Source organism: Streptomyces sp. NPDC051173 (assembly GCF_040689515.1).
Classification (GTDB): domain Bacteria; phylum Actinomycetota; class Actinomycetes; order Streptomycetales; family Streptomycetaceae; genus Streptomyces.
Genome location: NZ_JBFBBD010000017.1, coordinates 74,099 through 99,805, shown reverse-complemented (window position 1 = coordinate 99,805; position 25,707 = coordinate 74,099). Strand labels below are relative to the sequence as shown.

Sequence of the window (25,707 nt, the reverse complement as noted above, 5' to 3'; positions counted from 1 at the left end):
GAGGAGGGGACCGGCCAGTGAGCGGCAACCACGACACGACGATCGACGCCGTCAAGCAGAAGCTCCCGTCGGCAGCGCAGGCGTTCCCCACGTGGCCGGCGGCGATGCCGACGGGGCCGTTCGCCCTCTACAGCGACGTCGCCCTGTACCAGACCGGCGGGTTCGAGGACCCGCGTCTGGTGCTCTACACGGGGGTCAGCCGCCTGCCGACGCTGACCATGGGCTGGTGCCTGTTCGGCGCCTCCCGCAACGTCCAGCCCGGCAAGGACAAGGACAGCCTGCCGAGCGGCGCCCGGGAGGCACTGGGCAACACGGCCGCGGTACGCGCCTTGCAGCTCCTCGCCGTCGACCACCCGGAGACCGACGAGGCCGCGGTCGAGGCGCTCGCGGTGCCCGGAGTGACTGGCTCCCTGGTGTCCCTCGCGTCCGCCGTCCACCAGGACCACGAAGGGCGGGCCGTTCCGTTCGGCTGCGAGGTCGGCACCTACATCTACGCACACCACCAGGGGCCCGTGAACCTGGGCACCGTCACCGCCGACGTGGTGCTGATCGGCAGCCCCATCTGGATCGCCAGGACCGAGACGAAGGAGGACCAGGACCAGTGAGCACCACGGACCTGATCGACGGCATGGCCGTCGTCACCGCGTACTACGAGGACCGAATCACCGAAGCGGAGACGGAGGTCGAGGCGGCCCGGGCTGCGCTCGCCGCCGCCGAGTCCCGCGACGCCCACACGGAGGAGCGTTCCCGGCTGCGGGCGGCGGTCGCCGCGGCGCCGATGGTGGACTCCGTGGGTGAGCTGCGGGCCCTGCTGGAGCAGCTCCCCGACGAGATGCCACTGTCCCTGGACGACCACCACCGGGCCCTGCCCGGCGAGCCGGACCAGGTGCACACCATCCACCCGAGGCTGGTCGCCACCGTCTCCGGGCTCGCCACCGAGGCGGAGAGGACGCAGCCCGGGCTGATGCTCACCCAGGTGTACGTGCCCTTCCCCGCCGAGGACGAGGAGCAGGCCGCCGTCGCCACCCGCGACGACCTGCCCGCGTACGGCGAACTGCCGCGCGCCGCCTACCACCTGGAGCGCGGGGACCTGCGTGCCGGGCTCAAGGACGTTGCCGAGGTGCTGGAGGAGGTGGCGCACCTGGTGGGCGAGGTCGCGGCGGACTACACCGAGCACGACGAGGACGGCGCCCAGCTCAGGGTCGAGGCGAAGCGGATCACCCACTCCGCCGAGCGCGTCGGCAAGCTCGCCGACGAGGTGGAAGAGGTCGCCGAGTGACGACCACCCAGGAGCACGGGACCGAGCTGGAACCGGTGGAGGTGGTCGACGCCGAGCTGGTGGACGACGACGCCCCCGGCGCCGGCGCGGTCGCCGTGCTCGACCCGGTGGACGCCGTCCTCAAGGCCCTGGACGCGGACGCCGTGGAGCACCTGAACGACATCCGGCCGAAGAAGACCAAGGACGGCTACGCGCGGGACTGGGAGATCTGGGGGGAGTTCCACCACTGGCTCGCCGAGCGGACCGGCACCCGCCTGCCCCTCAGTAAGGTCACCGTGGGCACCTTCGTCTCGTTCGTGACGTACCTGGACCAGGTGGTCGAGGCGCCGCCGAACACGATCGAGCGCAGGATCACGGGCGTCACCTCGGAGGCCCGCAGGTTCGGCTACGCCGTGCCGAAGGAGGCCACCGAGGCGGCCCGCCGCGCGTTGAAGCCGCTCCGGCTGGACAAGAAGCGCCAGAAGCGTGGCCGCGGCAAGGCGGCCTCGCTCAGCCCGGCTGACCTGCGCGCGATGGCGGAAGCTCCGCACGAGCGCAAGCCGCAGCCGACGGCCCGGCGCCGCACGGTCTTCCATGTGCCGGAATTGGCCCGGCTGCGGGACCAGGCGCTCAACGCCATCAAGGTTGCCGTCGCCGGGCGCAACGAGGAGATGTCCGAGCTGGACGACCCGGACATCGAGGTCGTGGACGAAGGGCTGATGGTCAGCGTGCCCTCGGTCAAGGGCCGCCCGGAGAGGAAGGTGCCTGTCACGTACGGCGAGAACCGCAGCACGTGCCCGGTGCGCTGCTGGCAGGCGTACCGGGTCGCCAAGCTCGCTGCCGGCGCCGCTCCCGACGGCCCGGCGTTCCTGCCCACCGCACCACCTCCATCGGGCTGAGGGCTGGCGGAGGGTTGGGCTGCTGGCGGTGGTTTCCGGGGGTCAGCTGAGCCAGTGCGAGACGGGGACGAAAGCGGCGAGGACGAGCCCTAGAGGGAGGCCGTAAGCGGTCAGGTTCCGGCCTGTGGCGGTCATTTCGGGCCGGTTGTAGGTGGTGCCGGTGATGGCCAGGAGGATGCCTGCGGCGGCGGCGGTGAAGCCGAGGCCACACAGGGTCCAGATGAGGTTTTCGGCCTGCTCGGCGAGGGTTTCCGGGGTCATGGGCAGGTTTCCTTCATCTCGTCTAGGGTCCGGCCGGCGGGACTGTCGTGCCGGGTGTTTCCGCGGGGGTGGCCGTCGGCGCGGGCCTCGCGGATGCGGGTGGCGAGTTCGCGGGAGACGGGGGCGGGGGGTTTTTTGCCGTAGAGCTTGTGGGCGGTCTGGCGGGCTTTTCCGGTGGCGGTGCCGATGGTTTCCCAGCTGGCCTGGTGGGTGCTGGCGGTGTGGGCGGCGTGGGGGGTGAGCTCGTCGGCGACGGCCCGCAGCTGCCGCAGGAGGGCGAGCGCGGCCAGGGGGCGGGTGACGGTGAGGTCGTTGAGCGCGGCGGCGATCCGGTCGATGTCCTGGCGGAGTTCGGCGGGTTTGGTGGTGTCGGTGGCGGCGCGGGCGTGCGCGCGCCAGTGGTATTCGGCGTCGGCCTCCGCGACCTGGGGCCGGTCCGGGTGCAGCCGGACGTGGACCGGCGATTCCCAGCCGCACGCGCACACCGGGATGACCAGTGTGGGCGGTTCGGCGGGGCGGCCGTCGGCGGGACCGGTCCACTGGCCGTTCTCCCACAGCCGGACGACCATGTGGCGGCCGTCCCGGTAGAAGGGGGGGCCGTCGGCGTCGTCCGGTAGCCCGATCAGGCTGCCCTTGTGACGGCCGGTGCCGTCGTCCAGCGTCCAAAGCATCGCGCTCGTCTCCTCTGTCTGACTGACTCCAGCTTGTCAGACAGAGGAGACAGATACAACCGGTCTCCTAAAGGAGACAGCAACCAAGGCGTCGCACGCGAAGAGGTGACGAAGAGGGGGTCCCAGTTCTCGCGGAAGAAACAACGCTAAGCCGTGCGGATGCCTCTGATCTGGGCCGATCTCGGGGAAGCGGCATGCTTCCCCGAGGTTCGCTATGGTCGGGTCGGCCTTGATCCAGAGACCCATCGCCCCAGGGCGACGCAGAGTAGCGCAACCCCCTTACAGCTAAGGACAGTTCGGGGGTTTCCTTGTGCCCGCATCGGCTGGCCGGGTACGGGTAGTGCCCGCCGGTGTTGATCGAGTGGGGTGGGAGGGGCCGATGGCCACGCGGGTGTTCTCGGATGAGGAGCTGGAGGGCTTACGGTCCTTTCCGGCGATCGGCAAGGACGAGTTGATCCGTTACTTCACCCTCACCCCGGCCGATGAGGTGTTCCTGCGGAAGTTCCGCCGGGCCCAGAACGTGCTCGGTGCCGCCGTGCAGCTGTCCGCCCTGCCCTGGCTGGGCTTCGTCCCCGACGACGTGCCCGCCGCGCCGCCCGCGGCGGTTGGCCGCCTGGCCCGCCAGCTGGGGCTCGCGGTCGCCGATCTGGCGGGCTACGGCGAGCGCGAGCAGACACGCACCGACCACTTGAAGGAGATCGTCGAGTATCTGGGGTGGAAGCAGCCGAAGGCCATCGAGCACAAGGAACTGGACGAGTTCCTGCTGGCCCGCGCGATGGAGCACGACTCTCCGTCGCTGCTGTTCCGCCTGGGTTGCGAGTACCTACGCTCGGCGAAGGTGATCCGGCCCGGCGTGGGAGGGGCGTCGTTCAAGTGCTGGTGGGAAGGCAGTGCACCCGCGCGATGCGGCCCGCCTTCGCTCAGGCAGGCCGCATGCGTATCCCGGTGCGAGAGGTGCCCGGTACCGTTCTAGCTGTCGCGACCAGAACGGAGTCAACTATGCCTGAGAGCACGGATATTGGCGCGGGGGCGCGGATAGCCGCGTACCGAAGGTTGCACCACCTGACCCAGCGTGGCCTCGCTGAGAAGGCGCACGTCTCCTACAGCCTGTTGACGAAGGTCGAGGCGGGGATCAAGCCCGCGTCCGCGTCCTTGATCGCGGCGTGCGCCCGGGCGCTGGACGTCTCGGTGACGGCGTTGAACGGGCAGCCGTTCGCGATGGAGCACACCGCGGACCGTCTGGACGGGCCGCTGTCGGAGCTGCGGGCGGCGCTCGACAACTGGGACATGCCGCTGGAGGAGCTCCCGGTACGTCCGCTGGCCGACGTCGAGGACGACGTGATGGCCCTGGTCCAGGCGCGCCGGGACGCGAACTTCGCCCAGCTCGCCTCGTTCGCCCCGGCCCTGATCAACGAGCTCGTGCAGATCAGCGCGACCGCCTCCGGGCACGAGGCGGAAGAGGCTCACCGGCTGCTGGCGCACGTGTACCGCTCGGCGCACGCGGTTGCCTATGGGCTGGGGCTGACGGATCTGGCGTCGCTGCTGCTGGCCCGGATGGAGTTCTCGGCGCAGCGGTGTGCGAACGGCAACCTGCTGGGCCTGTACCGGTACATGCGGGCACGCTCGGCGTTCACCACCGGCCGTCACGAAGTGGGGCGCCGGATCGTGATGCGGGCCGCCGACGAGCTGGGCTCCGACGTCACGGCGGGGGACACCGGCGCGCTGTGTGTGGTGGGGAACCTGCACCTTCGGGCGGCGATGCTGGCGACGCGGGACCTGGACGAGGACCGGGCACGCGAACACCTGGCCGAGGCCCGCCGGCTGGCCGGGACGGCAGGCAGGGAGATCAAGGGCGGCGTGGATGCGCGGCACGTGATGTCGTTCGGCCCGACGAACGTGGACATCCACGCCGCGGCCGTCGAGGTGGAGCTGGGCAAGTACGGCAAGGCGCTCCAGCTGTTCCGGGATGTGCACTTCCCCGACGAGTACCCGCCGGACCGAATCTCGCATCACTGGATCGACACCGCCCGGGCGCAGATGTGGACGGGCAAGAACGACGCGGCCCTGGCGTCGCTGCTCAAGGCCCGGAAGGCGGCGCCGCAGCAGACGAAGTACCACCCGTCGGTGCGGGAGACGGTGGCCAGCCTGGTGCGTGCGGCGCGGAGCGCGCCGGAGACGCTGACCGGCTACGCCTCGTGGGTCGGCGTGCCCCTGTAGGCATGTGCCGCTGGCATGTGGGCCCCGGCTTTCACCAAGTGTGAAAGCCGGGGCCTTGTGGCGTGGCCACGCTGTCACTGACCGCGTTGTCGAGGACGACAACCGGACTGAGACAAGAGGTGTGCCATGACCACCCCCGTCCCTGCACGCCGCACCACCCAGGACCTCGCTCGCCGTCGCGTACTCGCCGACGCTGCTTCCGGACTCGCTGGGCCTGCGGCTTCCTTACCGTCTGCGGCGCTGGAGTTCCGCGAGCAGCACGGCGACCCCGTCGAGTGGACGTCGGCCGACTGGAAGACGTACGCCGAACTCGGGGGTGTGGCATGACCGCACCCCGCTCCGCTGTCACCGAGGCCGGGTGCCGCGTCGTCCACGTCGAAGAGCTCGACGACGGACTTCCGCTCGACCTCGCCACGATCACCGGCACGATCGCGGAGGCCCTCAGACCCGTGCCGGTCGGCGCCCGGCTCGACACCGAGGCGCTGGAGCTGACCGCCGGCCTGCTCGTCGGCCACGTGCAGCTGGTGCTGCCGCTCGCCGCCTTCGCCCATCGCCGGCGGCGTCCTGACGCCCGCAAGCCGGGGCTTGTCGGGTACGGCCTGGCGTACATGCGCAACCGCATGAAGTACAAGCCGCCGAGCCCGCAGACGCATCCGCAGGATGCGCTCGCGTGGTGCCAGGAGACCGCCCGGGGGCTCCAGCAGCTCCTCGGCGTGGCCCTCGCCGACGACCGCGAGCGCCAGCATGCGGCAGCCCGGTGAGCGGCCGGCACGCCCGCGACGACGCCATCGACACCGCGCACCCGGCCAGGGCCTTCCTCGCCCTGGCCGCCGTCGCCGTGGGTCTCCCCGCCGCCATGGTGCTGCACGAACGCAACGGTGAGGCCGTGGGCCACGCCGTCGTGCCCTCCACCGTCACGGCGGCCGATACCGCCCCATCCCCCGAGTAGCAGCCAGCCACACCCATCCGGAGGTTGTGATGCCTGAATGCACCGCCCGGCCCGACGTGGGCCGCGATACCGCGCTCGATCTCACCGGTCCCGCCTGGAATCGGCTGACCCGCTTGAAGGGCAAGGACGAGGTGTTCGCCCGGGATCTTCACGCCAGGGAGGCGTGGGCAACGCTGACGAGCGTGCTCGGCGACGACGGCGCGTACGACTTCGCCGGGCGTGTCGGCGTGATGTGGGTGCGGCCGGACGCCTTCGCCGCCGGCACCGCGCGCCAGGTGCTGACGGCCGCCAAGAAGGCGGCCTTCCGACCGCTGGCTGCCCGGCCCGTACGGGTCGACCGGTGCGGGGTGCGGGCGTTGTGGGCGTACATGTGCCGGTGGGCGACGGTGGAGCGGCTGCGGCTGCTGGACGCGCTCGTCGCCCTGGGCCCGGGGCTGCTGGTGCTGTGGGCCGACGAGACGGGGGAGCCGACGTCGGTGCGGCTGAGCGCGGTCAAGGGCAGCAACGCCCCGCACCGCCGTCGCACGGGGACGAGCCTGCGGGATGTCGCGGGCGCCCCGAACCGGCTGCTGACCATGGTGCACACCGCGGACGAGCCGGCCGACGTCATCCGCGAGCTCGGCGTGTTCTGCCCGTGGCCCGAGCGCGCGGCACTGGTCACGGAGGCAGCCCGCACCCTGGCGGACGGGGCGCCCTGCCCGCTGGAGGAGACGGTCGTCGCGGTCGAGAGCGAGCTGCCGCCGCTCGGAGTGCCCGAGCCGTGCACTGCTCCGGCCCTGGACGGTCTGACGGACGGGCCGCTCGCGCAGCGGTGGGCCGCGCTGTGGGCGGCCTCCCACCAGTGGCCGCTGCTGACCCGCGCGCCGGGGCCGGCGGCCTGGCCCGAGCAGGAAGCGAGGAGCCCATGGCGATGAACCCCACTCCTACGGATGTGACCGGCCCGGCGGTGCTGTGGCCGTGGTGGTCCGAGGGCGCCGTCGAGACGGTGCAGTGGCTGCTGGACGAGGGCGACATGGCCGCCGCCAGCCGGGACCATCCGCAGATCGCCGAGTGCGAGCAGCTCGCTGAGGACGTCCTTGCCCCCGGCCGCCCGGTGATGATGTGCGACTCGGGCACCGGCGCCCTGGAGACCGGCTACGCCGCCCTGCAACTGGAGCCGGGCAGCGAGGTGCTGGTGGCCAGTCACTCCTTCCGCGCCACGGTCACCGCGATGCTCCCGGCCGGCCTGGTCCCGGTGCTGTGCGATGCCGACCCCGACAGCGGCGGAATCGACCTGAGGGACGCCGCCACCCGCCTGACCCGGCGCACCGTGGCCCTGACCATCACGCACACCTGGGGCCGCCCCGTCCCACTGACCGCCGCCCGGCGGTTCTGCGACCGGCACCACCTTGCGCTGCTCGAGGACTGCTCCCACGCTCACGGCACCGCCTGGCGCGGCCGTCCGGTCGGCGCGGCCGGGGACGTAGCGGTGTGGTCGTGCGGCACGTGGAAGATGGCCACCGGCGGCAAGGCCGGCCTGCTCACCTGCCGGGACCGTGCGGTGTGGGAGCGGGCCCAGGTCCTCGCCCAGCCCAAGCACCACGCCTTGGCCCGCGTGCACGATCCGCAGCTGCGGGCGCTGGCCGTCACCGGCGCCGGGCACAACCGTCGCCCCACCCCGGTGGGGGCGGTCCTGGTCGCCGACCACTTGCGGCGCCTTCCCCACACGCTCGCCACGAAGAACGAGCGGCAGGCGGACGTCGAGAAGCTGCTCGCCAACGCCCTGCCCTGCCTGGTGCCGCTGCCCGACCCGCCCGGCCGCAGCACCGGGGCGCTCTACAAATGGCACTGGCGCAACACCTCCCCGCACCCCGTGGACACGGTGATCCGCATCCTGCACGCCGCCGGGGTACGGGCCGCCCGCCCGTCCAGGCCGCTGCACCACACGCCGCTGTTCACCGACCCCGGTCTCGCCGCGTCGCTGCGCCTGCCGTCCATCCCCCCGGCCGCCCCGGACAGCTTCCCCGGCACGGACCAGCTGCTGAAGCAGCTGGTGGAGATCGACACCCGGGACATGTACGAGCCGCTGCCCGACGGCGACCCCGACCCGTACGAGCACGCCCTGGCCGCCGCCGCGCGCGAGCTGCACGCCCTCGACAGGAAGGACTGACCGATGCATCCGTTGTCCGCGCCGTTACGGCTGCGCGAGGTGGAGCTGCGCAACCGCCTCGGCCTGCCCGCCATGAGCACCTACCAGGCCGTCCCCGGGTACCTGCCCGATGCGCGCTGGCACCTGCCCCACTACCTGACCCGCTCGATCGGCATGGGCCTGGTCATCGTGGAGGCCACCGCCGTCGCCCCCGAAGGGCTCGCCACGCCCCACGACCTTGGCCTGTGGAACGACGAGCAGGCCAAGGCCCTCACCGCCCTCGTGGACGTCATCGTCGACCAGGGCGCCGTCCCCGGCATCCAGCTCTCCCACGCCGGACGCAAAGCATCCCGTTCCCGCCCCTGGGGCCCCGATGGGGACGCCCCGCTCGCCGAGACGAACGGCGGCTGGCAGCCGCTGGGCCCTTCCCCGCTCCCCTTCGCCGACGGCTACCGCACCCCCGCCCCCATGACGCCCACCCACATCGAAAAAGCCGTCGGGCAGTTCGCGGCCGCGTCCGCCCTGGCCGCCGAAGCGGGGTTCCGGCTCCTGGAGCTCCACGCCGGGCACGGCCGGCTCCTGCACTCCTTCCTCTCCCCCATCGCCAACCAGCGCACCGATGACTACGGCGGCGACTTCACCGGCCGGACCCGGCTGCTGCGCCAGGTCGTCCGCGCGGTGCGCACCACGTGGCCGTCCGAGCTGCCGCTCGTGGTGCGGCTGTCGGTGCGCGACTTCCTGGCCGGCGGCTGGACCCTGGAGGACACCGTCCGCCTCGCGCCGCTACTCGCCGACGACGGGGCCGACCTGATCGACTGCACCAGCGGCGGCATCGCCCGCCCCGAGGCGCGCCCCACCGGCCCGGCCTGGCAGGCCCCCTACGCCCACGCCGTCCGCGGTGAGACCGGCGTCCCGACAGCGGCCGTCGGGAAGATCACCACCCTGGAACAGGCCGAGAAGCTGCTCGCGGAAGACTGCTGCGACCTCGTCCTGATGGGCCGGGCGCTGCTCGTCGACCCGATGCTGCCCGCCCGGCACGACCACAGCCTCGCCCCCGCCCCCTACCAGCGGGCCCTGGCCACCACCACGACCGGCCCGGCCGACGGCCACCTTCCCCCCGAACTCTGACCCCCAGGAGCACCGGATGATCGTCATGCACGACGCGGGCCTGATCTTCGTCCGCACCCGCAAGACCGCCGGAACGTCGGTGGAGATCGCGCTCTCCCGCCACGCCGGGGACCACGACGTCATTACCTCCTTCTCGCCCCGCGACGAGGCCCTGCGCGCCCGGGAAGGCGGTCGGCCACCGCAGCGCCATCTACGCCCCGGGCGCACCCCGGACGAGACGCCCGTGCCCCCCGGGCCACGAGAGGACGTGCGGTTCTACAACCACATGCCCGCCACCGAGATCCGCCAGGAGCTCGGCGTGAACATGTGGGACCGGTACCTGACGCTGTGCCTGGAGCGCAGCCCGTACGAGAAGGTCACGAGCCTGTACTTCCACCGCCACCGCACCGAGCCGCGCATCAAGATCGAGGAGTTCATCGACTCCGGCGAGTTCCGCGACGCGATCAACTGGCCGCTCTACACCGACACCCTCGGGGCGGTGATGGTCGACGTCGTCGTCCGCCACGAGCACCTCCAGGCCAGCCTCGACGACGTGTGCCGCCGGGTGGCCCTGCCCACCCTCGACCTGCCGCGCGCGAAGGCCCACTTCCGGCCCCCGGGCACCACCTACCGCAACGTCCTGACCACACGGGCACGCAAAGCCGTCGAAGAGGCGTACGCGGCCGAGTTCGAGCACCACGGCTACACCTGGTAGACCCCCAGCACGCGTACGGGCCCGCCACCCCAACGGGAAGGGGTGGCGGGCCCGTACGATGCGGCGCTGGCTCCAATTGGAGCCACTTAATCGAACGATCTGGAAACTACGGTCTCGGCTTGGCCGCCCGTCTACGCGCCGGGCGCGACCGTGGTGCCAGTGAGCTCGGCCAGGTGGTGGGCGAAGCCGGGGTAGCTGGTCGCCACCGACTCCCAGCCGTCAATCACGGTGGTGCCCTCGGCAGCACAGGATCCGGCAACGGCTGCGGTCATCGCGATCCGGTGGTCACCGTGCGAGTCCACCCGGGCTGGCCGCAGCCGCTCCCCGCCCTCGATGACCATCCCGTCCTCGGTCTCCGTCACCTGCACCCCAAAGGACCGCAGCATCGCGGCAGTGCTGGCGATCCGGTCAGACTCCTTAGCCCGCAGTTCGGCCGCGCCCGAGATGACGGTCGTACCCTCCGCGACCGCGGCCGCCACCGCCAGGACGGGAACCTCGTCCACGATGCCGGGTACGTCCTCGCCGGTGATCTCCACGGCCCGCAGCTGCGAGGACCGTACGGTCAGCGTGCCGGTGGCCAGGTCGAAGTCGGCGTCCGCTCCCATGCGCTGGAGGATCTGCACGAAGTCGCTACGGCCGGGCCCGGTGTACAGCCCTTCGACCACGACCTCGCCCTGGTCAGCCAGCAGCGCGGCGACGGCCCAGAACGCGGCCTGTGACGGGTCACCAGGCACCGTCACGTCCGTGGCGGTCAGCTCGCCCTGCTCGACGGATACCCGCGTGCCGTCTACCGTCACCCGGCCGCCGAACTCGGCCAGCATCTCTTCGGTATGCCGCCGGGTGGGGTGGATCTCCTGAACCGTCGTGGTCCCGCGCGCGGACAGGCCGGCGAGCAGCAGCGCGCTCTTGACCTGCGCGGAGGCTTGCGGTGGGGCGTAGGTGATCCCAGTCAGGTTGCCGCCGCGGATCACCAGAGGCGCCAGGCGGCCGTCCGCACGGCCGTCGACCGTGGCGCCCATCGCGCGCAGCGGCTCGGCGATGCGGTCCATCGGCCGGCGCCGCAGGTACTGGTCCCCGGTGAGGACCGACAACCCGTCGATCCCCGCGCACACCCCGGCCGTCAGGCGGATTCCGGTGCCAGCGTTGCCGTGGTCGAGGACGTCGTCCGGCTCGTGCCGGACCGGTCCTTCCACTCGCACCCGCCCATCACCCAGATCAGTGACGCCTACTCCGAAGTGTTCGATCGCCCGACGGGTGTGGGTGACGTCCTGCCCAAGGGACACCCCGCTGATCGTGCTAGTGCCCTGTGCCATGGCGGACAGCAGCAAGGCGCGGTGGGAGATGCTCTTATCACCGGGCACTCGCAGCGAGCCACGCGCAGGGCTGGCCCCTGTCACTCGCAGCGAGGCAGCGGAGTCTAGACCGAGGATGCTGTCCATGACGTTCAACTCTCCCTCTGATGAGTGGCATTGAACGCATGCTAGTGGGGCCGGACCCAGCTGCGGACTACGCCGGGGACTCCCCGAACAGATCTCGTGCTGCCTTGCCGGCCCTCGCCCAGGCACACGGAAGCGTCACCACAACCAGGAGCGACGAATAGGCAATGGCGGGTACTGCAAGCGTTATATAGCTACCTTGTCCAGCATGGCGTGGGTGAACATCTTGGTGGCGCTGGACAGCGGACCGCTGCGACGGTTGGAGAAGCAGGCGGAGCACGAGCGAGCCCGGGAGAAGGAGTGGCTGGCCGAACAGCGCGAGCAGCTGCTCGACCTGTCGCGGCGCGAGGCCTCCGCGGTGCGTCGGAAGATCAGGGCTGAGCTGGCTGCCAAACGCACCTCTGGCGAGCTGGGAGGTTCCCGGGACCTGCTCGTCGCCAGGGCCGTCCAGGAGGAGCTGCGCACTCGCGACTTGGACCGGAATTGGCCCGAGCCTCCCGAGGGCGAGCTCAGCGCGCCCGGCCGGCGTTGGGGCACTCCACCGAGCAGGGCGATGGGCGAGGGCGGCTACGAGGAACGGCTCGCCGTGAAACTTCCCCACGCACTGGCGGAGACGGTGCGCCGCGCCGCGTACTGGACGAGCAAAGATGCCGTCGAGGCCTTGCAGGAGTGGGACGACCGGTGGGGTCGCTCCGGCGAGGTGGTCCTCCGGGACGCTGCCCGAGACGGCGTCCCCGGACAGCTCGCGCTCCTGGCAGCTGCGATGCGTCCCTCCGCCCCGCAGGCCGCGCTGGAAGCCAGGGACCGACTCCGGGCCCAGGTACTCACCACCGGGGACCTGATGCGCGCCGCCATCGACCGGGCCGGCCGCGACGGGCAGCAGACCGAGATCCCCGCCCAAACGTCACCGCAGCCAGCCGTCACGGAAGCCGGCGAGGCCGACCCCACGGACATCGCCGTCTGACGTCGAGGGCGAGACGGTAGGCCCAGAGCGCCGTACCGTCCGCGCCCATGACCCAGTTCCCGTCCTCTACCGCACGCGGCGGGCGCCCCACGAAGCTGACGTCGAAGCGCGCGGATCTCATCGTCAAGGCCGCCCGGGCAGGGCTGACCGTCCGCCTCACCGCCCACTTCTCCGGCATCAGCGAGCGCACCTACATGACCTGGATGGCCCGCGGTCGCAACGCCTACGAGGACCGCGAAGCCGGGGAGTCAGCGGACCCGGCAGATGCCCCGCACATCCGGCTCTACGAGCGCGTCACCGAGGCCCGCTCCCATCTGGCTCTCAAGGCCCTGCTGCAGTTGGAGAAGAAGGCCGAGGAGGGCGACACCCGCGCCATCATCTGGAAGCTGGACCGGCTCTACCGCGATGACTATGGCCAGCAGGGGACTGGCCTCCGCGACCCCTGGGATGCCGATGAAGCCGAGGACCATGCCGTCCGTCCCGACATGGTGGCCCTTGCCGAACGTCTCCAGACCACCCTGTTCGCAGTCCAGTACCCGCCCGAAGAGGAGTGACCGACGAGGACAGGTTCCCGCAGTTTCCGCAGCGCCACGAGGCCCCGTGACCGAAGCAACCGCTTCCGATTCACCGAACCCCCGTCGAACAAGGTGGCTCCAATTGGAGCCACCTGTTTCGCGCGGCTCGCGCTGGAGCAGGCGACGGCGCGGTGGTCACTGGCACCGTGTTACCTCTGGCAACATTTAGCACGTCCGAGTACCCACCCGGGGAAGCCCACGGAGGAGAGTTCCGCATGCCCACCCTGCAAAGAGCGATCAACACCGCTCGCCGCGCCAAAGTCATCTCGTTCTTCCAGCAGAAGGGCGGCGCGGGGAAGTCCACCGACGCCGTCAACGTCGCCGCTGTGATGGGCGAGAACAACCCTCCCCCGACGCCAGACGCCCCGTGCCCAGTCGTCGCCGCCGGCATCGACCTCCAGGGTTCCCTCGAGAAGTGGGCCCGTAAGGTTCCCGAGGACCGCCTCCCGTTCGACTACGTGGTCACCCACGGCAAGCTCGGCGAGCTCACCAAGCTCGCCGAGGACCCCGATGTCCTGCGGATCATCGTCGACACTCCGGGCTTCGCTGACATCGACCCGGATGCCGAGATCGACGCCATCGACCCGCTCGGCAGCGGCCCGGCCGCCGAAGCGATGCGCGAGGTCCTGGAGCTGACTGACCTTGCCCTGGTGCCGATCGTGCCTGTGGAGACCCTCACCCACGACCCGGCGGAGTACACCATCGAGCGGCTGCTCCGTCCGCGAGGCATCCCCTTCCGGGTGGTCATCAACAACTGGGACTCCGGAACGGACCGCACCAAGGCGGACCTCCGAGAGATGCAGGAGTGGTGCACGAAGCGCGGCTACCAGTACATGTCCCAGCCGATCCGCCGATACAAGCTCCACGCCCAGGCACCAGAGCGGGGAATGACGGTGATCCAGTACCCAGAGAGCGGGACGGCGCTTCGGGCCCGCGAAGATTTCTACAAGCTCGCCCTGGGCGTGGAAGGACTGATCTGATGGGCAGGCAGCGAGGCGCCTCCGCACAGGACCGGTTCGAGTACAAGAGCGCCATCGACATGGCGAAGGCGCTCAAGCCGCTGAGCCGACCGCTGTCTCAGCAGCCGGAGACCCTGACCTCGGACGAGCAGGAGATGCTGGCCCAGTGCAAGGCTGCGATCGACACCTTGCAGTGGGCTTTCTGGCTGGCGGGCAAGGCGCTTGAGAACATCCGCGAGGGCAGGCTCTACCGCGCCGAGTCCGAATCCTTCGACGAGTACGTCTGGAAGCACTGGCGGATGCGGAAGGCGTACGCCAACAAGCTGATCCGGACATGGAGGATCGCCGAAGCCGTATTCGAACTGCTCTCGAACGAAGCGGCTCCAAATGGAGCCGCCAAGAAGCCCACCCCGCTGAGCGCCAACGCCGAGAAGGCACTCAAGGCTCTGAATCAGGCCCAGGTGTGGGAGCTGGTGCCGGTCGCCGACTGCTGGGACGTAGACGCGGCGGTGCTGGTCTACCAGGCCACAGTCGAAGTCGACGGTGTCAACGTGACCGCCAAGGTCCTCAAGGGCGCGGTCGAGGCACTCCCGGAGGGCGACTTCGACGCCGAGGAGATCACCGCGCATGTACGGGCCTACCTCGAGTCCCTCAACGAGCGTGGGGAGGACGACGACGAACCGGTCGACTTCGCCGAGCAGGTGGAGAAGGCGGTGCCGTCGCGCTGGGTGCGCCGGCTCGCAAAGAAGGACTCGGCGGCCGCGCACCGTTACCTCGACGAGCTCCAGGCGCACATTGATAAGTGCCGAGCAGAGCTGTTGGCGACGTCAGTGCCGGACCAGAAGTCCGCACCGGCCAGCGAGGGGACGACTCCCGAGGCTGAGACGCAGGAGACCGCGGCAGCCTGACACGGCCCTTGGACGCAGAGAAGCGGCCCCGTCCTCTCGGACGGGGCCGCTTCTCGTAGGAGGCGGTACGCGAGGTTGTCGTAAAGCTGGTCGGCCCATACCGGGTACGGGCCCTTGCGGTCGGGGCTACGGCTGGGTGTCGAGGCGGGCGACGAGTCCGAGGAGTATCCCGTCGGGGACGTCGGAGAGGTTAGCCGCGGCGAGGGCGGCGTGTGCCTCATGGGCGGAGGCGCTGAGTGCGGCTGTGCGACATCCCGTGAGTTCCCCTGAGCCCCGCTGAGTGCCCGGCCCCGTGGTCAGGGGCTTCTTCCTCCTTCGTGTGCTCTGCCGCCTTGTGACGTAACTTCGGGATTCCTGAAGCGTTCTCACCTCGTCCGACTGATCCGCAGTCGGACCGAAGGCGAGGAGGCTCGGGTTGGCGGCGCTGGCGGTCGTACGGGACCTGCGTGAGCACTGGGCGCCCGCGTCGGCGGAGGAGCTGGAGCGGTTCGAGACCGACGTGCTGTCCGGGTTCGTCCTCGCGAGAGCGTCGGCGGGTCTGGCGGACGGCACCATTCGCGGGGACGTCGGTCACCTGGAGCAGATCAGGAGCTGGTTCGGCCGGCCGCTGTGGGACATGGAGCCTGCCGACGCCGACGCATACTTCGGGAAGGTGCTGCGGAACTCACCCAGCGGTACCCGGCTGGGCCGGTCGCAGGCGCTGACCACGTACTTCATGTTCCTGGAGCTTCGGCACAAGGTCGAGCTGCACCGGATGACCGGCCGGGTGGTCGAGTGCCCGATCGACGAGATGAACCGGCCGCGCGGCGCCAAGGATGCCCAGCTGCGGATCCCGCCGAGCGAACCGGAAGTCGGGACGCTGTTCACCGGCTGGGGCGACGAGCTGGCCACCTGCCGAAAGTTCGCCCCGACCGCGCGGAACTACACCGCTTCGAAGCTGATGTCCCAGGTCGGCCTGCGGGTGAGCGAGGCATGCAAGCTCGACCTGGCCGACATCAAGTGGGACCTGGGCCGCTTCGGCAAGCTCCACGTCCGCCACGGCAAGGGCGCCCGCGGCTCGGGGCCGCGCGAGCGGATGGTGCCGCTGATCAACGGCGCAGACCGCACGCTGCGGTGGTTCATCGAGGATGTGTGGGGCCAGTTCGACGACGACCACGCCCGCCCCGGCGCCCCTCTGTTCCCCTCCGAGCGCAAGAACACCGACGGCTCTTCACGTCGGGTGGGCGACGACGCCCTGCGCAACGGTCTCAGGGACGCGGCCAGAGCGCATCTTCCGGGGTGGGGCGAGCGGCTGACGCCGCATGTCCTGCGGCACTTCTGTGCGTCCCAGCTCTATGGAAACGGCCTGGACTTGCTGGCAATTCAGGAGGTTTTGGGACATTCCTGGATCGCTACGACGATGCGATATGTCCACGTCCAGCAGACCCGGGTCGAGGATGCCTGGGCCGCCGGGACCGAGCGGGCCGCGAAGCGACTGGAAGGGCTGATCCGATGAGGTGGAACCTGCGGCTGACCGCCGCGAACAAGGGTATCTGGAAGGCGTCCGAGCTCCAGCGGAGCCTGGCCGAGCACGGGCTGGTGATCTCGGCGGGGAAGATGTCCGGGCTGTGGTCCGGCCAGCCGGTCTCCCTCAAGCTGGAGGACCTGGACGTCATCTGCGTCGTCCTGGGCTGCGAGATCGGCGACCTGCTGATCCCCGAGCCGGACAAGGTCACCCGCCCCGGCGAGGAGACCGGCCGGCAGGCCACCGCCGTCGCCGCCGGGGCCCCGGCAGTGGTGCCCCGGCGGCGGGACGGCCGGTCCCTGCCGCCACAGTGACGATGCGGTCGGCTCAAGGACGGTAACTCCATGCTGGAGCCGAAGAGCTGCCCGCACTGCCTGGGCTGGGGGCTGCTGTTCATGCGGTGCTGCGGAGGATGCTCCTCCTTCGCCCGCCCCGGCTCGGACGGCCGGTGCACCGGCTGCACCGGATACGGCCCGCTGCGGAAGGGGTACTGCCGGCTGTGCTGGTGCCAGGCGCGTACGGATGCCGCGGCCACCGGCGCCCAGGCAGAGCCACTGCTACCGACGCTGCGGCATCACCAGTTGTTCTTCGCGCACATGGCCCCGCTATGGGAGCGGGTCCCGCGGCCACGGCAGCCGAAGTACGAGCGGCGGGGGCGCCCCCGCAGGCCCGATCCCCCTCCGGCGTCGCCGCCCGGCGGCTGGCTCCAGCCCGCTCTGTTCGCGGCCTGCCGCGACTTCACCCACATCGACCCCGATCAGCACACGGGCCCGGACAATCCGTGGCTCGCCTGGGCCCGGCACACCGCCCACCGCCTCGGCGAGGTCCGCGGCTGGCCCCGCAAGGTCCGCTTCGGCGTCGACCGGGCGCTGATCATCCTGATGTCCCGGCACGTCGGCGGCGATGTCGTGCGCTATTCCGAGCTCCATCCGGCCTTGCGGCCGCGTCGGCTGAACATGGAGCTGACTATCGAGGTCCTCGACCACATCGGCGTCTTCCTCGACGACCGAACGCCGTCGTTCGATACATGGCTGGAGTGCAAGCTCGACGGTATGACCCCCGGCATCCGCCGCGACGTCGAGCACTGGGCCCGGCTCCTGCACGACGGCGGCCCGCGGTCGAAGCCCCGGGAGGAGGCCACGGTCTGGAACTACCTCAACCGCATCCGGCCCGTGCTGATCGACTGGTCCAGCCGCTACGACCACCTGCGCGAGGTGACCCGTGATGACGTCCTCACGCAGCTCGACGCCCTCCATGGCAGCCAGCGTCAGCACACCCTCATCGTGCTGCGGTCCCTGTTCGGCCGGGCCAAGAAGAACGGCACCATCTTTAAGAACCCGACCGGCCGCATCCGCGTCGGCCAACGCGAGCACGGCATCATCCAGCCCCTGGCTCCCGAGCACATCGACAACTCGGTCGCCGCGGTCACCAAGCCGGCGGACCGTCTGATCCTCGCCCTCGCCGCCGTGCATGCGGCACGCTCCGGCGCCATCCGCCGACTTCAGCTCGACGACCTCGACATCGGCAACCGGAAACTCACGATCGACGGCCGTGCCCGACGGCTGGACGACCTCACACTGCATGTCGCCCGCGAGTGGCTGGAGTTCCGGCGCCGGCGCTGGCCCAACACCGCCAACCCGCACCTGCTGATCAACAAAATCACCGCTCTCGGGACCGGCCCGGTGAGCCAGGTCTCTCTCACCGCACCACTTCGCGGCCAGGCAGCCACCCTGGAACAACTCCGCGTCGACCGCCAGCTCGAAGAAGCCCTCACCCACGGCCCCGACGCACTCCACCTCGCCGAGGTCTTCGGCCTGGACGAGAAGACCGCGATCCGCTACGCGAACTCTGCCAAGGCTCTCCTGGAACGGCCCCTGGAAAGTGACCCCGCGACTTCACCACGAACCCACGGGTCCACCCCCTGAAATCCAGGCATCGGACCCTCGGGTTCCCGCTGAGAACCCTTCAGTTTTCGCGAACCCACGGGGGTCCTGGGGTCCCAGTAGTCCTCGCCGAAAAAACAACGCTAAGGGCTCAGCCGCAGGTCACCGCGCGGGTTCCATCGCGGCCGCCTTCTCGTCGTGTTCGCGCAGCATGCGCATGACGGTGGCGGGTGAGGGGTGCTGTCCCTTCTTCGCGCCGGTGGTGATGACGAGCCGCTTGGCGATGTCGCGCAGGCTCATCTCCTGGTCGCGCAGGTGGAGGGCCATGGACAGCATGTCTTCGTCGGTGACGCCCGCGCCGCCGATGGTCTTGCCGCGCTTGCGGGCGGACTCGTGGCCTTCGAGGGTGCGGGCCGTTCTTGCGCATGCTCCCGTGCTCGTCCGCCGACGACCACCCGCAGGAGGCCAGCGCGGTGCGGACGTCGTCGCGGTACCACGCTTCCCCCTCCTCCCGCTCCTCCTCGTCGGCGGTGTCCGTCGCCGCGGTGATCATGTATGCGGGGTAGACGTGCCACGGGCCCGGTTCGCTGGTCGGTGTGGGCAGGGCGGCCCGGAACCCCAGGACGCGGCAGCCGAGTTCGGCCTCCACCCGGGCCCGCAGAGCGTCCGGAGAGGCATCCTGCGGCAGATCACCGGGCAGAAAGCCGCCCAGAGAGCCGTTCTCCTCCCACTGCCTCCGGGTGAACAACTCCCAGCAAGAAGCCTCCACGTCGCCGCACAGCAGATCACCGGGGAACCACGCCAGGACGTGGGTCGGGGTGGCGGCCGTTGCCGCGCCGCCCCGAGGGTCAGGCTCGTGCCCGTCGGCCAGCATCACGTTCACGTCGCGGTCCTGTGCCGGGCGGCGCCGGACGAGGCCGAGCTCATCGGCGATGCCCAGCACGAACCGCTGACCGGCCACTGGTGTGCATCGTTGCGTTCATCCCCACCCCATCCTCCCAGGACCCGGCGCCCGGGACCGCCTCGGTATCGAGGGCCATTCCATCCCCCCGCAGCGATCACGTCCAGCCCAATCATGCTGCGGGCGAGAGCAGCGGCGGGGGCGTCACCCGGCCGCTGCTCTCGCCTACCCGTGGTCGTCTACGCGTCGGACGTGCAGGTGGCTGACCGTCGCCAGAGGCTGGTGGTCCGGCTCCATCAGCTCTTCGGCGAGCTGGAACACCTTCGGGCCAGCCTTGTAGAAGTTCACGATGCCGATCGAGAAGGCCGTCGCCAGCCAGCCGTCGGCGGAGAGCTTCTTGACCCCCTTGGAGACGGTGCCCTCGGCGATGCCGACGGCCGCCGCGATGTCGCGGGCGGTCTCGCGCAGGGTGTTCCCCAGCGGGACGGAGGTCAGGACGTACTGGAGGATCCGATAGTGGGAACCCGCGTACCCGGCGGTCCTCAGAAGGATCTCCTTCCCAAGGTCGGGCGTGTACGGCAGGGCGGCCGTTTCTTCCGCTGGGACCGTCATGATGCCCTGGCCTCCTTGTGTGCCGTCATTGCCTGCTTCCTGGTCCGAGCCGGCGCCTTCTGGGGGGCGGGCACCACGGGGAAGCGTGCGTCCTTCACCGCTTCAACTTGCGCTACCGCGGGCCCGTCGAACGCGGCCCGGGGGTTGAGGCGGAAGAACTTGATCCGGGCGACCTGCTCGGCCATCAGGAGCAGGCCCCCGCCGTTCAGCCTTCCGACGCTCTTGCTGACCTTCGGCGGGCTGCTTCCCCCGCAGTCGCGCCGGCCACTCCGCCTACACCGCGCTCTTCGGCTGCGTCGCGACCGCCGAACTCACCCTGGACCGGCAGGCCCTCCACTCGATCCGGGAACGCAGCGAGCTCAGGTACATCGAGCTGTTCGCCGCCCTCAGCGCCCTGTAGCCCCTCACCCGCCGGTCTCTACCCGTACGGAAGGCGTGGGCAGGCTGGACGCAAGGCCGCGTGAACGCCGGGGCTCCGCGTGATGCCGGATCAGGCCGAGCGCAGCGGAACGACTCGGCGCTCGCCGGTGGACTCCTCGCCGAGCCGGTAGATCGGGATGTTGGTGACCCGGTCGACCTCTTCGAGCCAGCCCTCCTTGACCAGCTCCTTGCGAACCCGGGAGAAGAGGGAAGGGGTCCAGCCGAGCTCTTCCGCCAGTGCCGCGGCCGTCCTCTTGACCGCCCCGTTGGGCGCCTTCGGCGCCAAGGCGTACAGCTGGAGCAGGAGCCGCTGGTTCGGCTTGAGCTTCCGCGTGCGGCGCAGCACCGTCAGCGCCACCAGGTCGCCGCTGCTCATGCGGATTCCCCCTTCACGAACCCGGGGTTGCCCGGGAGCCCTGGAATGTCCGGCGGGTTGTAGGACTTGATGGTGGTGCGCTGCTCGAACGCGTCCTGCTGGCTCGCGAAGTACGGCGAGACCTTGTAGAAGCGCTGGCGGCCGAATTCCTCGACGAAGAACAGCAGCCGACGCTTGACGAGCTTGCGGACGATCCGGCCGAGGGCGTCCGGGCTGGTGCCGAGTCGCTTCGCGATCTGTGCCGTGGTCTTCATGACGGGCTGGTCCGGCCCGGGCGTCGCCCCGACGTACCACTGGAAGACGCGGAACTCGCGGTCGGTGAGCCCGCCTTCCTTCGGCGGAACGGCGGCCAGGGCCTCCAGCCGGGTGTTGTCGACGGTGCTGTAGCCGGCGATGTAGCCGAAGCGGGCCCGCGGCGGCGCCTTGTCGGGGTCGTTGCCTCTCGGCTGCTGCGCAGGGCGCGCCATATGGATCTCTCCGCTCGTCGTGCGGCATGTCCCATGAGTGCATGCACACCGTAGCGCGCGTCCGGATCCCTGAACTTCCACGACATGTACTCATGGGACATGCTTGCCGCTCCTGCGGTCCGGATATCCGGACCGCAGGAGCGGCATATCCCGGTCCCTCGATCTGCATATCCGATCCTGGGAACTGGATCACCCCACCGAAAACCGCAGCTCAGACGGTATCTAGTCACGGTTCTATCTGTGTACACAGGACACGGAGCAGGCGCCCACCAAGCCCCCGGCATCCGTCGCCGAATCGCCACCCGGACCGGCGTGTTGCCTCCCCCTCGCCTCAGCCCCGTACCGCCCCCTGATACCCCGGCCACAGAACGGACGCCCCGCGGTGGCGAGCTTGCCCACAGACGTGCGGAGGTACGGGAGCCGTCCGGCCGGCCTCAACCCCCACCGGGCATCAACCACAGGTCCGGCCAGGCGAACCCCCACCCACCGCAACCATGCTGTCCAATGCTTTTGGTCGTCACGGTCAGCACCACCTGCTCACGAACCCGCATGTGGAGCAGCCTCAGCCACCGACTCGGTGACCACCGGCCTTAGCCCGCCCAGACCGCGCGAGCCCGGGAACGTGGTCGAAGAGACCACGCTAGCGGCCGATTATTCACAACTAAGGTGATTCCCTACGCGTCTGACCTATCCGGAATATCCGTTCTCGGTACCCTGCGGGTCATGGACTGGACGATCAAGAATCCCCTGCCCGTTGAAGGCCGCACGATCGGCTTCGTAGGGAAAGGCGGGGGTGCGAAGTCCACCATCCTGGCCCACCTGCTGCGCTACTGGCATGCCATGGGGATCCCTGCCGTCGGACACGATGCAGACGACTCCGCCAAGCATCAAGCAGGCACGCTGCTCGCCTGGGCCGAGGAACTGTCCGCCCACGGCCCTGGATTCGGTTCCCCGGTCTACCGTGCTCCCGCCGCGTCCTCGCTCGCGGCGGAGGTCAAGCGCCTCCGGCCGGCGCACGGCCTGTCCGTCATCGACACCAAGGCGTGGGAGAGCAGAACGCTCAACATCCACTACGCCACCGTCAAGACGGCCGACCTGCTGGTCATGGCCCTCTACCCGAGCGGCGTGGAGAAGGACCGGGGAGGGCTGATCTGGGCGGCAATGGACGAGGTCGAAGCGATGTCCGGCCGCCGGCCGCGGATCTCCTGCCTCCTGACCCGCTTCAACTCAAGCGCTTCCGCTGCTGACGATGTCCGCAAGGAGCTGGAGGACGAGGACGTGCACGTCCTCAAGACCACGATCGCCGCTTCCGAGGCGAAGGACGGATACGCCCAGTCGTTCGGCAAGGTCCCGGCCCTCAAGAAGGACTCCCCCATGCACCAGCTCGCCCTTGAGCTCCTCACGGAGGTGATGAAGTGACAGCTCGTCCGAGCATGACCAAAGGCCGTCTGCGGAAAGGCGCACCGGCAGTGAGGAAGGTCCCCGGGCTGGATGCCGGCCGGTTCACCGGGGAGAACGTGATCAACCCTGTCAGGGTGATCAAGGGAAGTCCCGAGGAACAGCTTGCCCAGGTCACTGCTCTCCTGAAGGGCGCCAAGGAGAGCAGCGAGGAGGCCGTGGCCGATGTGAAAGCCGTGGCCGCGGTCAATAAGGGGGTGCTCCTGGCCTACGCCAAGCAGCACGAGCTGTGGAAACACTCGACGTCCCCGTCCTTCGAGGAGTGGGGCGCCGCCGTCCTTGAGGTGAGCGTGAAGTACGTGCACCGGCTGGTCAGAGAGGCCGCCGCTCTCGCCAAGGTCGTCGCGGTGAACGAGAGGTGTGAAAAAGTGCACCACCGCGTCAGCCGGCCCTCTCACGCCGTCGTCGTCGCCAAGCTCATCGACCAGCACGGCGAGGAGGCCGCTGTCGCGGCGATCCCCAAGGCGCACGACCTTGCGGCCGAGCAGCGCCGGAACCGCCCTACCGCAGCGCTCTTCGTGCAGGCGGCCGGCATGCTCGGCTACGAGATCACGGGGCTCGGCGAGGACGGCGACGACGATCCTCCCGCTCTCGATGCTCCCCCTGCCGTCGTCCGTGCCCAGAAGTCCCTGGGACGGCTCACCACCACCATTGGGGGCGTGAAGGAGCGGCACATCTCGACGATGTCCCGGGGCGACGCGGACACGGCCCGCGCTCAGGCGGAGGCCGCGCGCAACCAGCTTTCCGCCTACATCCGCAGAATCGACAAGGTGTACCCGAAGAAGTCCCTCGCCCGAGGCTGACGACGCGCCACGTCCACCAGCCGCCCCGGACGCAGCCCAGCCCCGCGGAACCCTCGAAACGGCCCCGTGGGGGGTCTTCGTGCCTCTAGTCTGCGGGGGTGGTCGAGCATGCAGCATGTGCCGGGTCGGTCTTGACGGAAGCGGACCTGCGGCAGGCACAAGAGGCGTACAGGCTGGGCGAGGTCCGCGCGGTGCGGTACCTGGCTGACGGGCTGATGAACCGGAACTGGCGTCTGCGCACGGACCGCGGCGAGTTCGTGCTGAAGTGCATCGTTGACGTCACGCCGTCACTCGCCCGCCGGAACCTGAGCGTGGTGTCTGAGCTCGGGGCGCGGGGGGTTCCAGTCTGCCCTGCTGTACGGACCGCGGAGGGCGACTTGCTCGCCCAGATCGGCGGGCACAGCTATGCGTTGTTCCCCTGGGTGAACGGTGCCCACATCCGGGGTGTCGACCTGACCGCCGAGCAGGCCCGTGCTCTCGGGGGCGAGCTCGGTCGCGTCCACGTGGAGCTGGCCGGAATGGTCCCGGCCGTGTTGCCGTACGCGCCGGAGACGATGACCGTCTCCGTCCCGCGGGCTGAGCAGGCCGTGGTGGAGGCCGACCGTTTCTTGGCGCTCGCCTCGGATGATTCATCGGCCTTTGCGGGGCATGTGGCGGAGTTCCTGGAGCAGCGGAAGGTCCTGCTGGGCAAGTACGCCGGGCAGCGGCCGGCCAGTGATGTCCCGGCTGGCCGCTATGGCTGGGCCCATGGGGACTTTCAGCACCTCAATGTCCTGTGGCTCGATGGCGCGGTGCGGGCGGTGTTGGACTGGGACCGGATCCGTGTGCGGCCGTTGGGTGAGGAGGTGGTCCGGTCGGCCACCCTCCTGTTCGGCCGGGAGGAGGGTGACCTGGACCTGGGTCTGCTGTCGTCCTTCGTTCGCGGGTACCGGTCGGTGGTGGAGGTCGGTGGTGGCGAGCTCGCCGATGCGGTGCACCGGTTGTGGTGGAAGCGGATGTGCGACTACTGGCACCTGGAGTTCCACTACGACCGCGGTGATCATTCCTGTGACCACCTGTTCCTCTCGGCCTCCCGGTTCCTCGACTGGTGGACGGGTCACCTGGACGAGGTGCAGCAGGCTTTCGCCGCCTAGAAGGAGACCAGCGTGCGGGCGCCGTGGCGGGCCTGCGCCCGCTGGAGGGCCTCGTCGATCTGCGCCAGGGGGAGCACCGAGGTGACCAGGGGCTCGGCGCGCAGTTGCTGGTTGTGCAGGAGCGCGGTGTAGCGGGGGATGTCGGCGAGGGTGCGTACGGACCCCATGACGGTGCCGGCCAGCGTCCGGCCGTGGCGGAGCAGGCGTCCAGGAACGGGGACGTCGGCGCCGGGCGGCATCATGCCGACGATGGTGGCGTGGCCTTGGGGGGCGAGGGCACGGAAGGCCGTGCTTGCGGTGTGGGGCAGGCCGACAGCTTCGATGCTGCGGTCGACGCCGCCGCCGGACAACTCGGTGATCTTCTCCGCCAGGTCGTCGCCCGCGCCGGCGCGGACGGTGTCGGTGGCACCGAGTTCGCTGGCGAGCGCCAGGCGGTGGTCTTCGAGGTCGGCAGCGATGATCTGGGCGGCTCCGGCGATGCGGGCGGCCTGGACGGCGCTGAGGCCGACTCCGCCGGTGCCGATGACGGCGACGCGGGAGCCGGGCTCGGGCCGGCTGACGTTGAAGACGGCGGCCAGGCCGGTGGTGATGCAGCAGGACAGGAGCGCGCCGGCTCCGAAGGAAACGTCGTCGGGCAGGGGGATGAGGGCACGGGCGTCGAGGAGCATGAGCTCGGCGAACGCGGAGACGCCCAGGTACTGGCGGAAGGGCGCGCCGTCGAGGGTGAGGCGGTGGCGCTGGCGCTGCTTGCCGGTGGTGTCGGTGCAGTAGACCATGGCGCCGCTGAGGCAGGCCGGGCAGTGGCCGCAGAAGGTCTGGTCGCAGACGATGACGCGGTCGCCGGGGGCGATGCCAGTGACGTTCTCGCCGATGGCTTCGACGATGCCGCTGGCTTCGTGGCCGAGCACGGTGGGGAGCGGGTAGGGGACGGTGCCGGTGGCGAAGTGCAGGTCCGTGCCGCAGATTCCGGCGGCCATGGTGCGGACGAGGACTTCCCCGGGACGGGGGTCGGCGAGTTCGATCTCTTGCAGGCGCAGGGACTGGCCGGGGTGGTGGAGGACGGCGGCCTGGCAGCGGTAGCTCACAGGGGTCTTCCCTTCCGG

Annotated in this window: 32 protein-coding genes; 23 read left to right on the top strand and 9 right to left on the bottom strand. The window is 70.2% G+C overall.

From position 1 onward, the window contains the following. Window positions 1–17: 17 nt before the first annotated feature. From AB0435_RS12930 to AB0435_RS12920, 3 genes are read left to right on the top strand one after another with little or no spacing between them, the layout of a single operon-like run. Entirely contained in the window at window positions 18–605 is a 588-nt protein-coding gene (locus AB0435_RS12930) for a hypothetical protein (RefSeq protein WP_366426942.1), read from the top strand. Beyond that, window positions 602–1,279: a hypothetical protein gene (locus tag AB0435_RS12925; protein ID WP_366426941.1), complete on the top strand. Its 678-nt coding sequence runs from the start codon at window positions 602–604 to the stop codon at window positions 1,277–1,279. The genes AB0435_RS12930 and AB0435_RS12925 overlap by 4 nt, the downstream gene beginning before the upstream one ends. Then, window positions 1,276–2,157: a hypothetical protein gene (locus AB0435_RS12920; RefSeq protein ID WP_366426940.1), complete on the top strand. Its 882-nt coding sequence runs from the start codon at window positions 1,276–1,278 to the stop codon at window positions 2,155–2,157. The genes AB0435_RS12925 and AB0435_RS12920 overlap by 4 nt, the downstream gene beginning before the upstream one ends. Before the next feature lie 42 nt (window positions 2,158–2,199). On the opposite strand, the gene AB0435_RS12915 is transcribed toward AB0435_RS12920, so the two are convergent. Next, window positions 2,200–2,418: a hypothetical protein gene (locus AB0435_RS12915; protein ID WP_366426939.1), complete on the bottom strand. Its 219-nt coding sequence runs from the start codon at window positions 2,416–2,418 to the stop codon at window positions 2,200–2,202. Beyond that, the gene (locus AB0435_RS12910; protein WP_366006279.1) at window positions 2,415–3,089 is read right to left on the bottom strand and encodes a hypothetical protein; all 675 of its coding nucleotides are present in this window, start codon (window positions 3,087–3,089) and stop codon (window positions 2,415–2,417) included. The genes AB0435_RS12915 and AB0435_RS12910 overlap by 4 nt, the downstream gene beginning before the upstream one ends. A gap of 379 nt (window positions 3,090–3,468) precedes the next feature. Between AB0435_RS12910 and AB0435_RS12905 the strand changes: the two genes are divergently transcribed. The 9 genes from AB0435_RS12905 (at window position 3,469) to AB0435_RS12865 (ending at window position 10,205) form a co-directional block, all read left to right on the top strand. Continuing rightward, entirely contained in the window at window positions 3,469–4,062 is a 594-nt protein-coding gene (locus AB0435_RS12905; protein WP_366426938.1) for a DUF4158 domain-containing protein, read from the top strand. Between the two features lie 26 nt (window positions 4,063–4,088). Further along, entirely contained in the window at window positions 4,089–5,306 is a 1,218-nt protein-coding gene (locus AB0435_RS12900) for a helix-turn-helix transcriptional regulator (RefSeq protein WP_366426937.1), read from the top strand. A gap of 126 nt (window positions 5,307–5,432) precedes the next feature. After that, entirely contained in the window at window positions 5,433–5,633 is a 201-nt protein-coding gene (locus AB0435_RS12895; protein WP_366426936.1) for a hypothetical protein, read from the top strand. Then, entirely contained in the window at window positions 5,630–6,067 is a 438-nt protein-coding gene (locus AB0435_RS12890) for a hypothetical protein (RefSeq protein ID WP_366426935.1), read from the top strand. The genes AB0435_RS12895 and AB0435_RS12890 overlap by 4 nt, the downstream gene beginning before the upstream one ends. Beyond that, entirely contained in the window at window positions 6,064–6,255 is a 192-nt protein-coding gene (locus AB0435_RS12885; protein ID WP_366426934.1) for a hypothetical protein, read from the top strand. The genes AB0435_RS12890 and AB0435_RS12885 overlap by 4 nt, the downstream gene beginning before the upstream one ends. Before the next feature lie 29 nt (window positions 6,256–6,284). Continuing rightward, on the top strand, window positions 6,285–7,169 hold the full coding sequence (locus AB0435_RS12880) for a hypothetical protein (protein ID WP_366426933.1): 885 nt from the start codon (window positions 6,285–6,287) through the stop codon (window positions 7,167–7,169). Then, complete coding sequence (locus AB0435_RS12875) at window positions 7,166–8,404, top strand: DegT/DnrJ/EryC1/StrS family aminotransferase (RefSeq protein WP_366426932.1); 1,239 nt, start codon at window positions 7,166–7,168, stop codon at window positions 8,402–8,404. Before AB0435_RS12880 ends, AB0435_RS12875 begins: the two co-directional genes overlap by 4 nt. 3 nt (window positions 8,405–8,407) lie before the next feature. Continuing rightward, on the top strand, window positions 8,408–9,511 hold the full coding sequence (locus tag AB0435_RS12870; protein WP_366426931.1) for a tRNA-dihydrouridine synthase: 1,104 nt from the start codon (window positions 8,408–8,410) through the stop codon (window positions 9,509–9,511). Between the two features lie 16 nt (window positions 9,512–9,527). After that, entirely contained in the window at window positions 9,528–10,205 is a 678-nt protein-coding gene (locus tag AB0435_RS12865; RefSeq protein ID WP_366426930.1) for a hypothetical protein, read from the top strand. Window positions 10,206–10,336: 131 nt separating this feature from the next. Here the strand turns inward: AB0435_RS12865 and aroA are convergent, their stop codons facing one another. Then, complete coding sequence (aroA, locus tag AB0435_RS12860) at window positions 10,337–11,644, bottom strand: 3-phosphoshikimate 1-carboxyvinyltransferase (RefSeq protein ID WP_366426929.1); 1,308 nt, start codon at window positions 11,642–11,644, stop codon at window positions 10,337–10,339. A 205-nt stretch (window positions 11,645–11,849) separates the two neighbouring features. Between aroA and AB0435_RS12855 the strand changes: the two genes are divergently transcribed. The 7 genes from AB0435_RS12855 (at window position 11,850) to AB0435_RS12825 (ending at window position 18,476) form a co-directional block, all read left to right on the top strand. Next, entirely contained in the window at window positions 11,850–12,605 is a 756-nt protein-coding gene (locus tag AB0435_RS12855; RefSeq protein WP_366426928.1) for a hypothetical protein, read from the top strand. A gap of 47 nt (window positions 12,606–12,652) precedes the next feature. Then, the gene (locus tag AB0435_RS12850; protein WP_366426927.1) at window positions 12,653–13,159 is read left to right on the top strand and encodes a hypothetical protein; all 507 of its coding nucleotides are present in this window, start codon (window positions 12,653–12,655) and stop codon (window positions 13,157–13,159) included. Window positions 13,160–13,395: 236 nt separating this feature from the next. Beyond that, window positions 13,396–14,160, top strand: a complete 765-nt coding sequence (locus AB0435_RS12845; RefSeq protein ID WP_366426926.1) for a ParA family protein — start codon at window positions 13,396–13,398, stop codon at window positions 14,158–14,160. Then, window positions 14,160–15,047 carry a hypothetical protein gene (locus AB0435_RS12840; protein ID WP_366426925.1) on the top strand — a complete coding sequence of 296 codons (888 nt, stop codon included), beginning with the start codon at window positions 14,160–14,162 and terminating at the stop codon, window positions 15,045–15,047. The genes AB0435_RS12845 and AB0435_RS12840 overlap by 1 nt, the downstream gene beginning before the upstream one ends. A gap of 415 nt (window positions 15,048–15,462) precedes the next feature. Beyond that, entirely contained in the window at window positions 15,463–16,542 is a 1,080-nt protein-coding gene (locus tag AB0435_RS12835; RefSeq protein ID WP_366426924.1) for a site-specific integrase, read from the top strand. Next, a complete protein-coding gene (locus AB0435_RS12830) occupies window positions 16,539–16,865 on the top strand; it encodes a helix-turn-helix transcriptional regulator (protein WP_366426923.1) in 327 nt (108 codons plus the stop codon). The genes AB0435_RS12835 and AB0435_RS12830 overlap by 4 nt, the downstream gene beginning before the upstream one ends. A 30-nt stretch (window positions 16,866–16,895) precedes the next feature. After that, the gene (locus AB0435_RS12825) at window positions 16,896–18,476 is read left to right on the top strand and encodes a hypothetical protein (protein ID WP_366426922.1); all 1,581 of its coding nucleotides are present in this window, start codon (window positions 16,896–16,898) and stop codon (window positions 18,474–18,476) included. 120 nt (window positions 18,477–18,596) lie between these two features. Here the strand turns inward: AB0435_RS12825 and AB0435_RS12820 are convergent, their stop codons facing one another. After that, window positions 18,597–18,770, bottom strand: coding sequence for a hypothetical protein (locus AB0435_RS12820; protein WP_366426921.1), 174 nt, complete (start codon window positions 18,768–18,770; stop codon window positions 18,597–18,599). 83 nt (window positions 18,771–18,853) lie between these two features. On the opposite strand from AB0435_RS12820, the gene AB0435_RS12815 reads away from it, so the two are divergent. Next, on the top strand, window positions 18,854–19,000 hold the full coding sequence (locus AB0435_RS12815; RefSeq protein ID WP_366426920.1) for a hypothetical protein: 147 nt from the start codon (window positions 18,854–18,856) through the stop codon (window positions 18,998–19,000). A gap of 560 nt (window positions 19,001–19,560) precedes the next feature. Here AB0435_RS12815 and AB0435_RS12810 read toward each other — a convergent pair. The 4 genes from AB0435_RS12810 to AB0435_RS12795 all read right to left on the bottom strand — a co-directional run bounded on the left by AB0435_RS12810 (window position 19,561) and on the right by AB0435_RS12795 (window position 21,210). Continuing rightward, window positions 19,561–19,947, bottom strand: a complete 387-nt coding sequence (locus AB0435_RS12810) for a helix-turn-helix domain-containing protein (RefSeq protein WP_366426919.1) — start codon at window positions 19,945–19,947, stop codon at window positions 19,561–19,563. After that, entirely contained in the window at window positions 19,944–20,132 is a 189-nt protein-coding gene (locus tag AB0435_RS12805) for a hypothetical protein (RefSeq protein WP_366426918.1), read from the bottom strand. Before AB0435_RS12805 ends, AB0435_RS12810 begins: the two co-directional genes overlap by 4 nt. Before the next feature lie 305 nt (window positions 20,133–20,437). Next, the gene (locus AB0435_RS12800; protein ID WP_366426917.1) at window positions 20,438–20,743 is read right to left on the bottom strand and encodes a replication initiation protein, RepL2; all 306 of its coding nucleotides are present in this window, start codon (window positions 20,741–20,743) and stop codon (window positions 20,438–20,440) included. Beyond that, the gene (locus AB0435_RS12795; protein WP_366426916.1) at window positions 20,740–21,210 is read right to left on the bottom strand and encodes a MarR family transcriptional regulator; all 471 of its coding nucleotides are present in this window, start codon (window positions 21,208–21,210) and stop codon (window positions 20,740–20,742) included. The genes AB0435_RS12800 and AB0435_RS12795 overlap by 4 nt, the downstream gene beginning before the upstream one ends. A 723-nt stretch (window positions 21,211–21,933) precedes the next feature. On the opposite strand from AB0435_RS12795, the gene AB0435_RS12790 reads away from it, so the two are divergent. The 3 genes from AB0435_RS12790 to AB0435_RS12780 all read left to right on the top strand — a co-directional run bounded on the left by AB0435_RS12790 (window position 21,934) and on the right by AB0435_RS12780 (window position 24,604). Further along, complete coding sequence (locus AB0435_RS12790; protein WP_366426915.1) at window positions 21,934–22,629, top strand: hypothetical protein; 696 nt, start codon at window positions 21,934–21,936, stop codon at window positions 22,627–22,629. Between the two features lie 50 nt (window positions 22,630–22,679). Next, window positions 22,680–23,471, top strand: coding sequence for a hypothetical protein (locus tag AB0435_RS12785; protein ID WP_366426914.1), 792 nt, complete (start codon window positions 22,680–22,682; stop codon window positions 23,469–23,471). Window positions 23,472–23,569: 98 nt separating this feature from the next. Beyond that, window positions 23,570–24,604: a phosphotransferase gene (locus tag AB0435_RS12780; protein ID WP_366426913.1), complete on the top strand. Its 1,035-nt coding sequence runs from the start codon at window positions 23,570–23,572 to the stop codon at window positions 24,602–24,604. Here AB0435_RS12780 and AB0435_RS12775 read toward each other — a convergent pair. Further along, entirely contained in the window at window positions 24,601–25,689 is a 1,089-nt protein-coding gene (locus tag AB0435_RS12775; protein WP_366426912.1) for a zinc-binding dehydrogenase, read from the bottom strand. The two genes, AB0435_RS12780 and AB0435_RS12775, sit on opposite strands and share 4 nt — an antisense overlap. Window positions 25,690–25,707: the final 18 nt, after the last annotated feature.

Bases quoted from the DNA above. Each gene is read 5' to 3' on its own strand.
- AB0435_RS12915 (WP_366426939.1), bottom strand. From the start codon at position 2,418: ATGACCCCGGAAACCCTCGCCGAGCAGGCCGAAAACCTCATCTGGACC.
- AB0435_RS12910 (WP_366006279.1), bottom strand. From the start codon at position 3,089: ATGCTTTGGACGCTGGACGACGGCACCGGCCGTCACAAGGGCAGCCTG.
- AB0435_RS12905 (WP_366426938.1), top strand. From the start codon at position 3,469: ATGGCCACGCGGGTGTTCTCGGATGAGGAGCTGGAGGGCTTACGGTCC.
- AB0435_RS12900 (WP_366426937.1), top strand. From the start codon at position 4,089: ATGCCTGAGAGCACGGATATTGGCGCGGGGGCGCGGATAGCCGCGTAC.
- AB0435_RS12895 (WP_366426936.1), top strand. From the start codon at position 5,433: ATGACCACCCCCGTCCCTGCACGCCGCACCACCCAGGACCTCGCTCGC.
- AB0435_RS12890 (WP_366426935.1), top strand. From the start codon at position 5,630: ATGACCGCACCCCGCTCCGCTGTCACCGAGGCCGGGTGCCGCGTCGTC.
- AB0435_RS12880 (WP_366426933.1), top strand. From the start codon at position 6,285: ATGCCTGAATGCACCGCCCGGCCCGACGTGGGCCGCGATACCGCGCTC.
- AB0435_RS12875 (WP_366426932.1), top strand. From the start codon at position 7,166: ATGAACCCCACTCCTACGGATGTGACCGGCCCGGCGGTGCTGTGGCCG.
- AB0435_RS12870 (WP_366426931.1), top strand. From the start codon at position 8,408: ATGCATCCGTTGTCCGCGCCGTTACGGCTGCGCGAGGTGGAGCTGCGC.
- AB0435_RS12865 (WP_366426930.1), top strand. From the start codon at position 9,528: ATGATCGTCATGCACGACGCGGGCCTGATCTTCGTCCGCACCCGCAAG.
- aroA (WP_366426929.1), bottom strand. From the start codon at position 11,644: ATGGACAGCATCCTCGGTCTAGACTCCGCTGCCTCGCTGCGAGTGACA.
- AB0435_RS12855 (WP_366426928.1), top strand. From the start codon at position 11,850: ATGGCGTGGGTGAACATCTTGGTGGCGCTGGACAGCGGACCGCTGCGA.
- AB0435_RS12850 (WP_366426927.1), top strand. From the start codon at position 12,653: ATGACCCAGTTCCCGTCCTCTACCGCACGCGGCGGGCGCCCCACGAAG.
- AB0435_RS12845 (WP_366426926.1), top strand. From the start codon at position 13,396: ATGCCCACCCTGCAAAGAGCGATCAACACCGCTCGCCGCGCCAAAGTC.
- AB0435_RS12840 (WP_366426925.1), top strand. From the start codon at position 14,160: ATGGGCAGGCAGCGAGGCGCCTCCGCACAGGACCGGTTCGAGTACAAG.
- AB0435_RS12830 (WP_366426923.1), top strand. From the start codon at position 16,539: ATGAGGTGGAACCTGCGGCTGACCGCCGCGAACAAGGGTATCTGGAAG.
- AB0435_RS12825 (WP_366426922.1), top strand. From the start codon at position 16,896: ATGCTGGAGCCGAAGAGCTGCCCGCACTGCCTGGGCTGGGGGCTGCTG.
- AB0435_RS12820 (WP_366426921.1), bottom strand. From the start codon at position 18,770: ATGCTGTCCATGGCCCTCCACCTGCGCGACCAGGAGATGAGCCTGCGC.
- AB0435_RS12810 (WP_366426919.1), bottom strand. From the start codon at position 19,947: ATGACGGTCCCAGCGGAAGAAACGGCCGCCCTGCCGTACACGCCCGAC.
- AB0435_RS12805 (WP_366426918.1), bottom strand. From the start codon at position 20,132: ATGGCCGAGCAGGTCGCCCGGATCAAGTTCTTCCGCCTCAACCCCCGG.
- AB0435_RS12800 (WP_366426917.1), bottom strand. From the start codon at position 20,743: ATGAGCAGCGGCGACCTGGTGGCGCTGACGGTGCTGCGCCGCACGCGG.
- AB0435_RS12795 (WP_366426916.1), bottom strand. From the start codon at position 21,210: ATGGCGCGCCCTGCGCAGCAGCCGAGAGGCAACGACCCCGACAAGGCG.
- AB0435_RS12790 (WP_366426915.1), top strand. From the start codon at position 21,934: ATGGACTGGACGATCAAGAATCCCCTGCCCGTTGAAGGCCGCACGATC.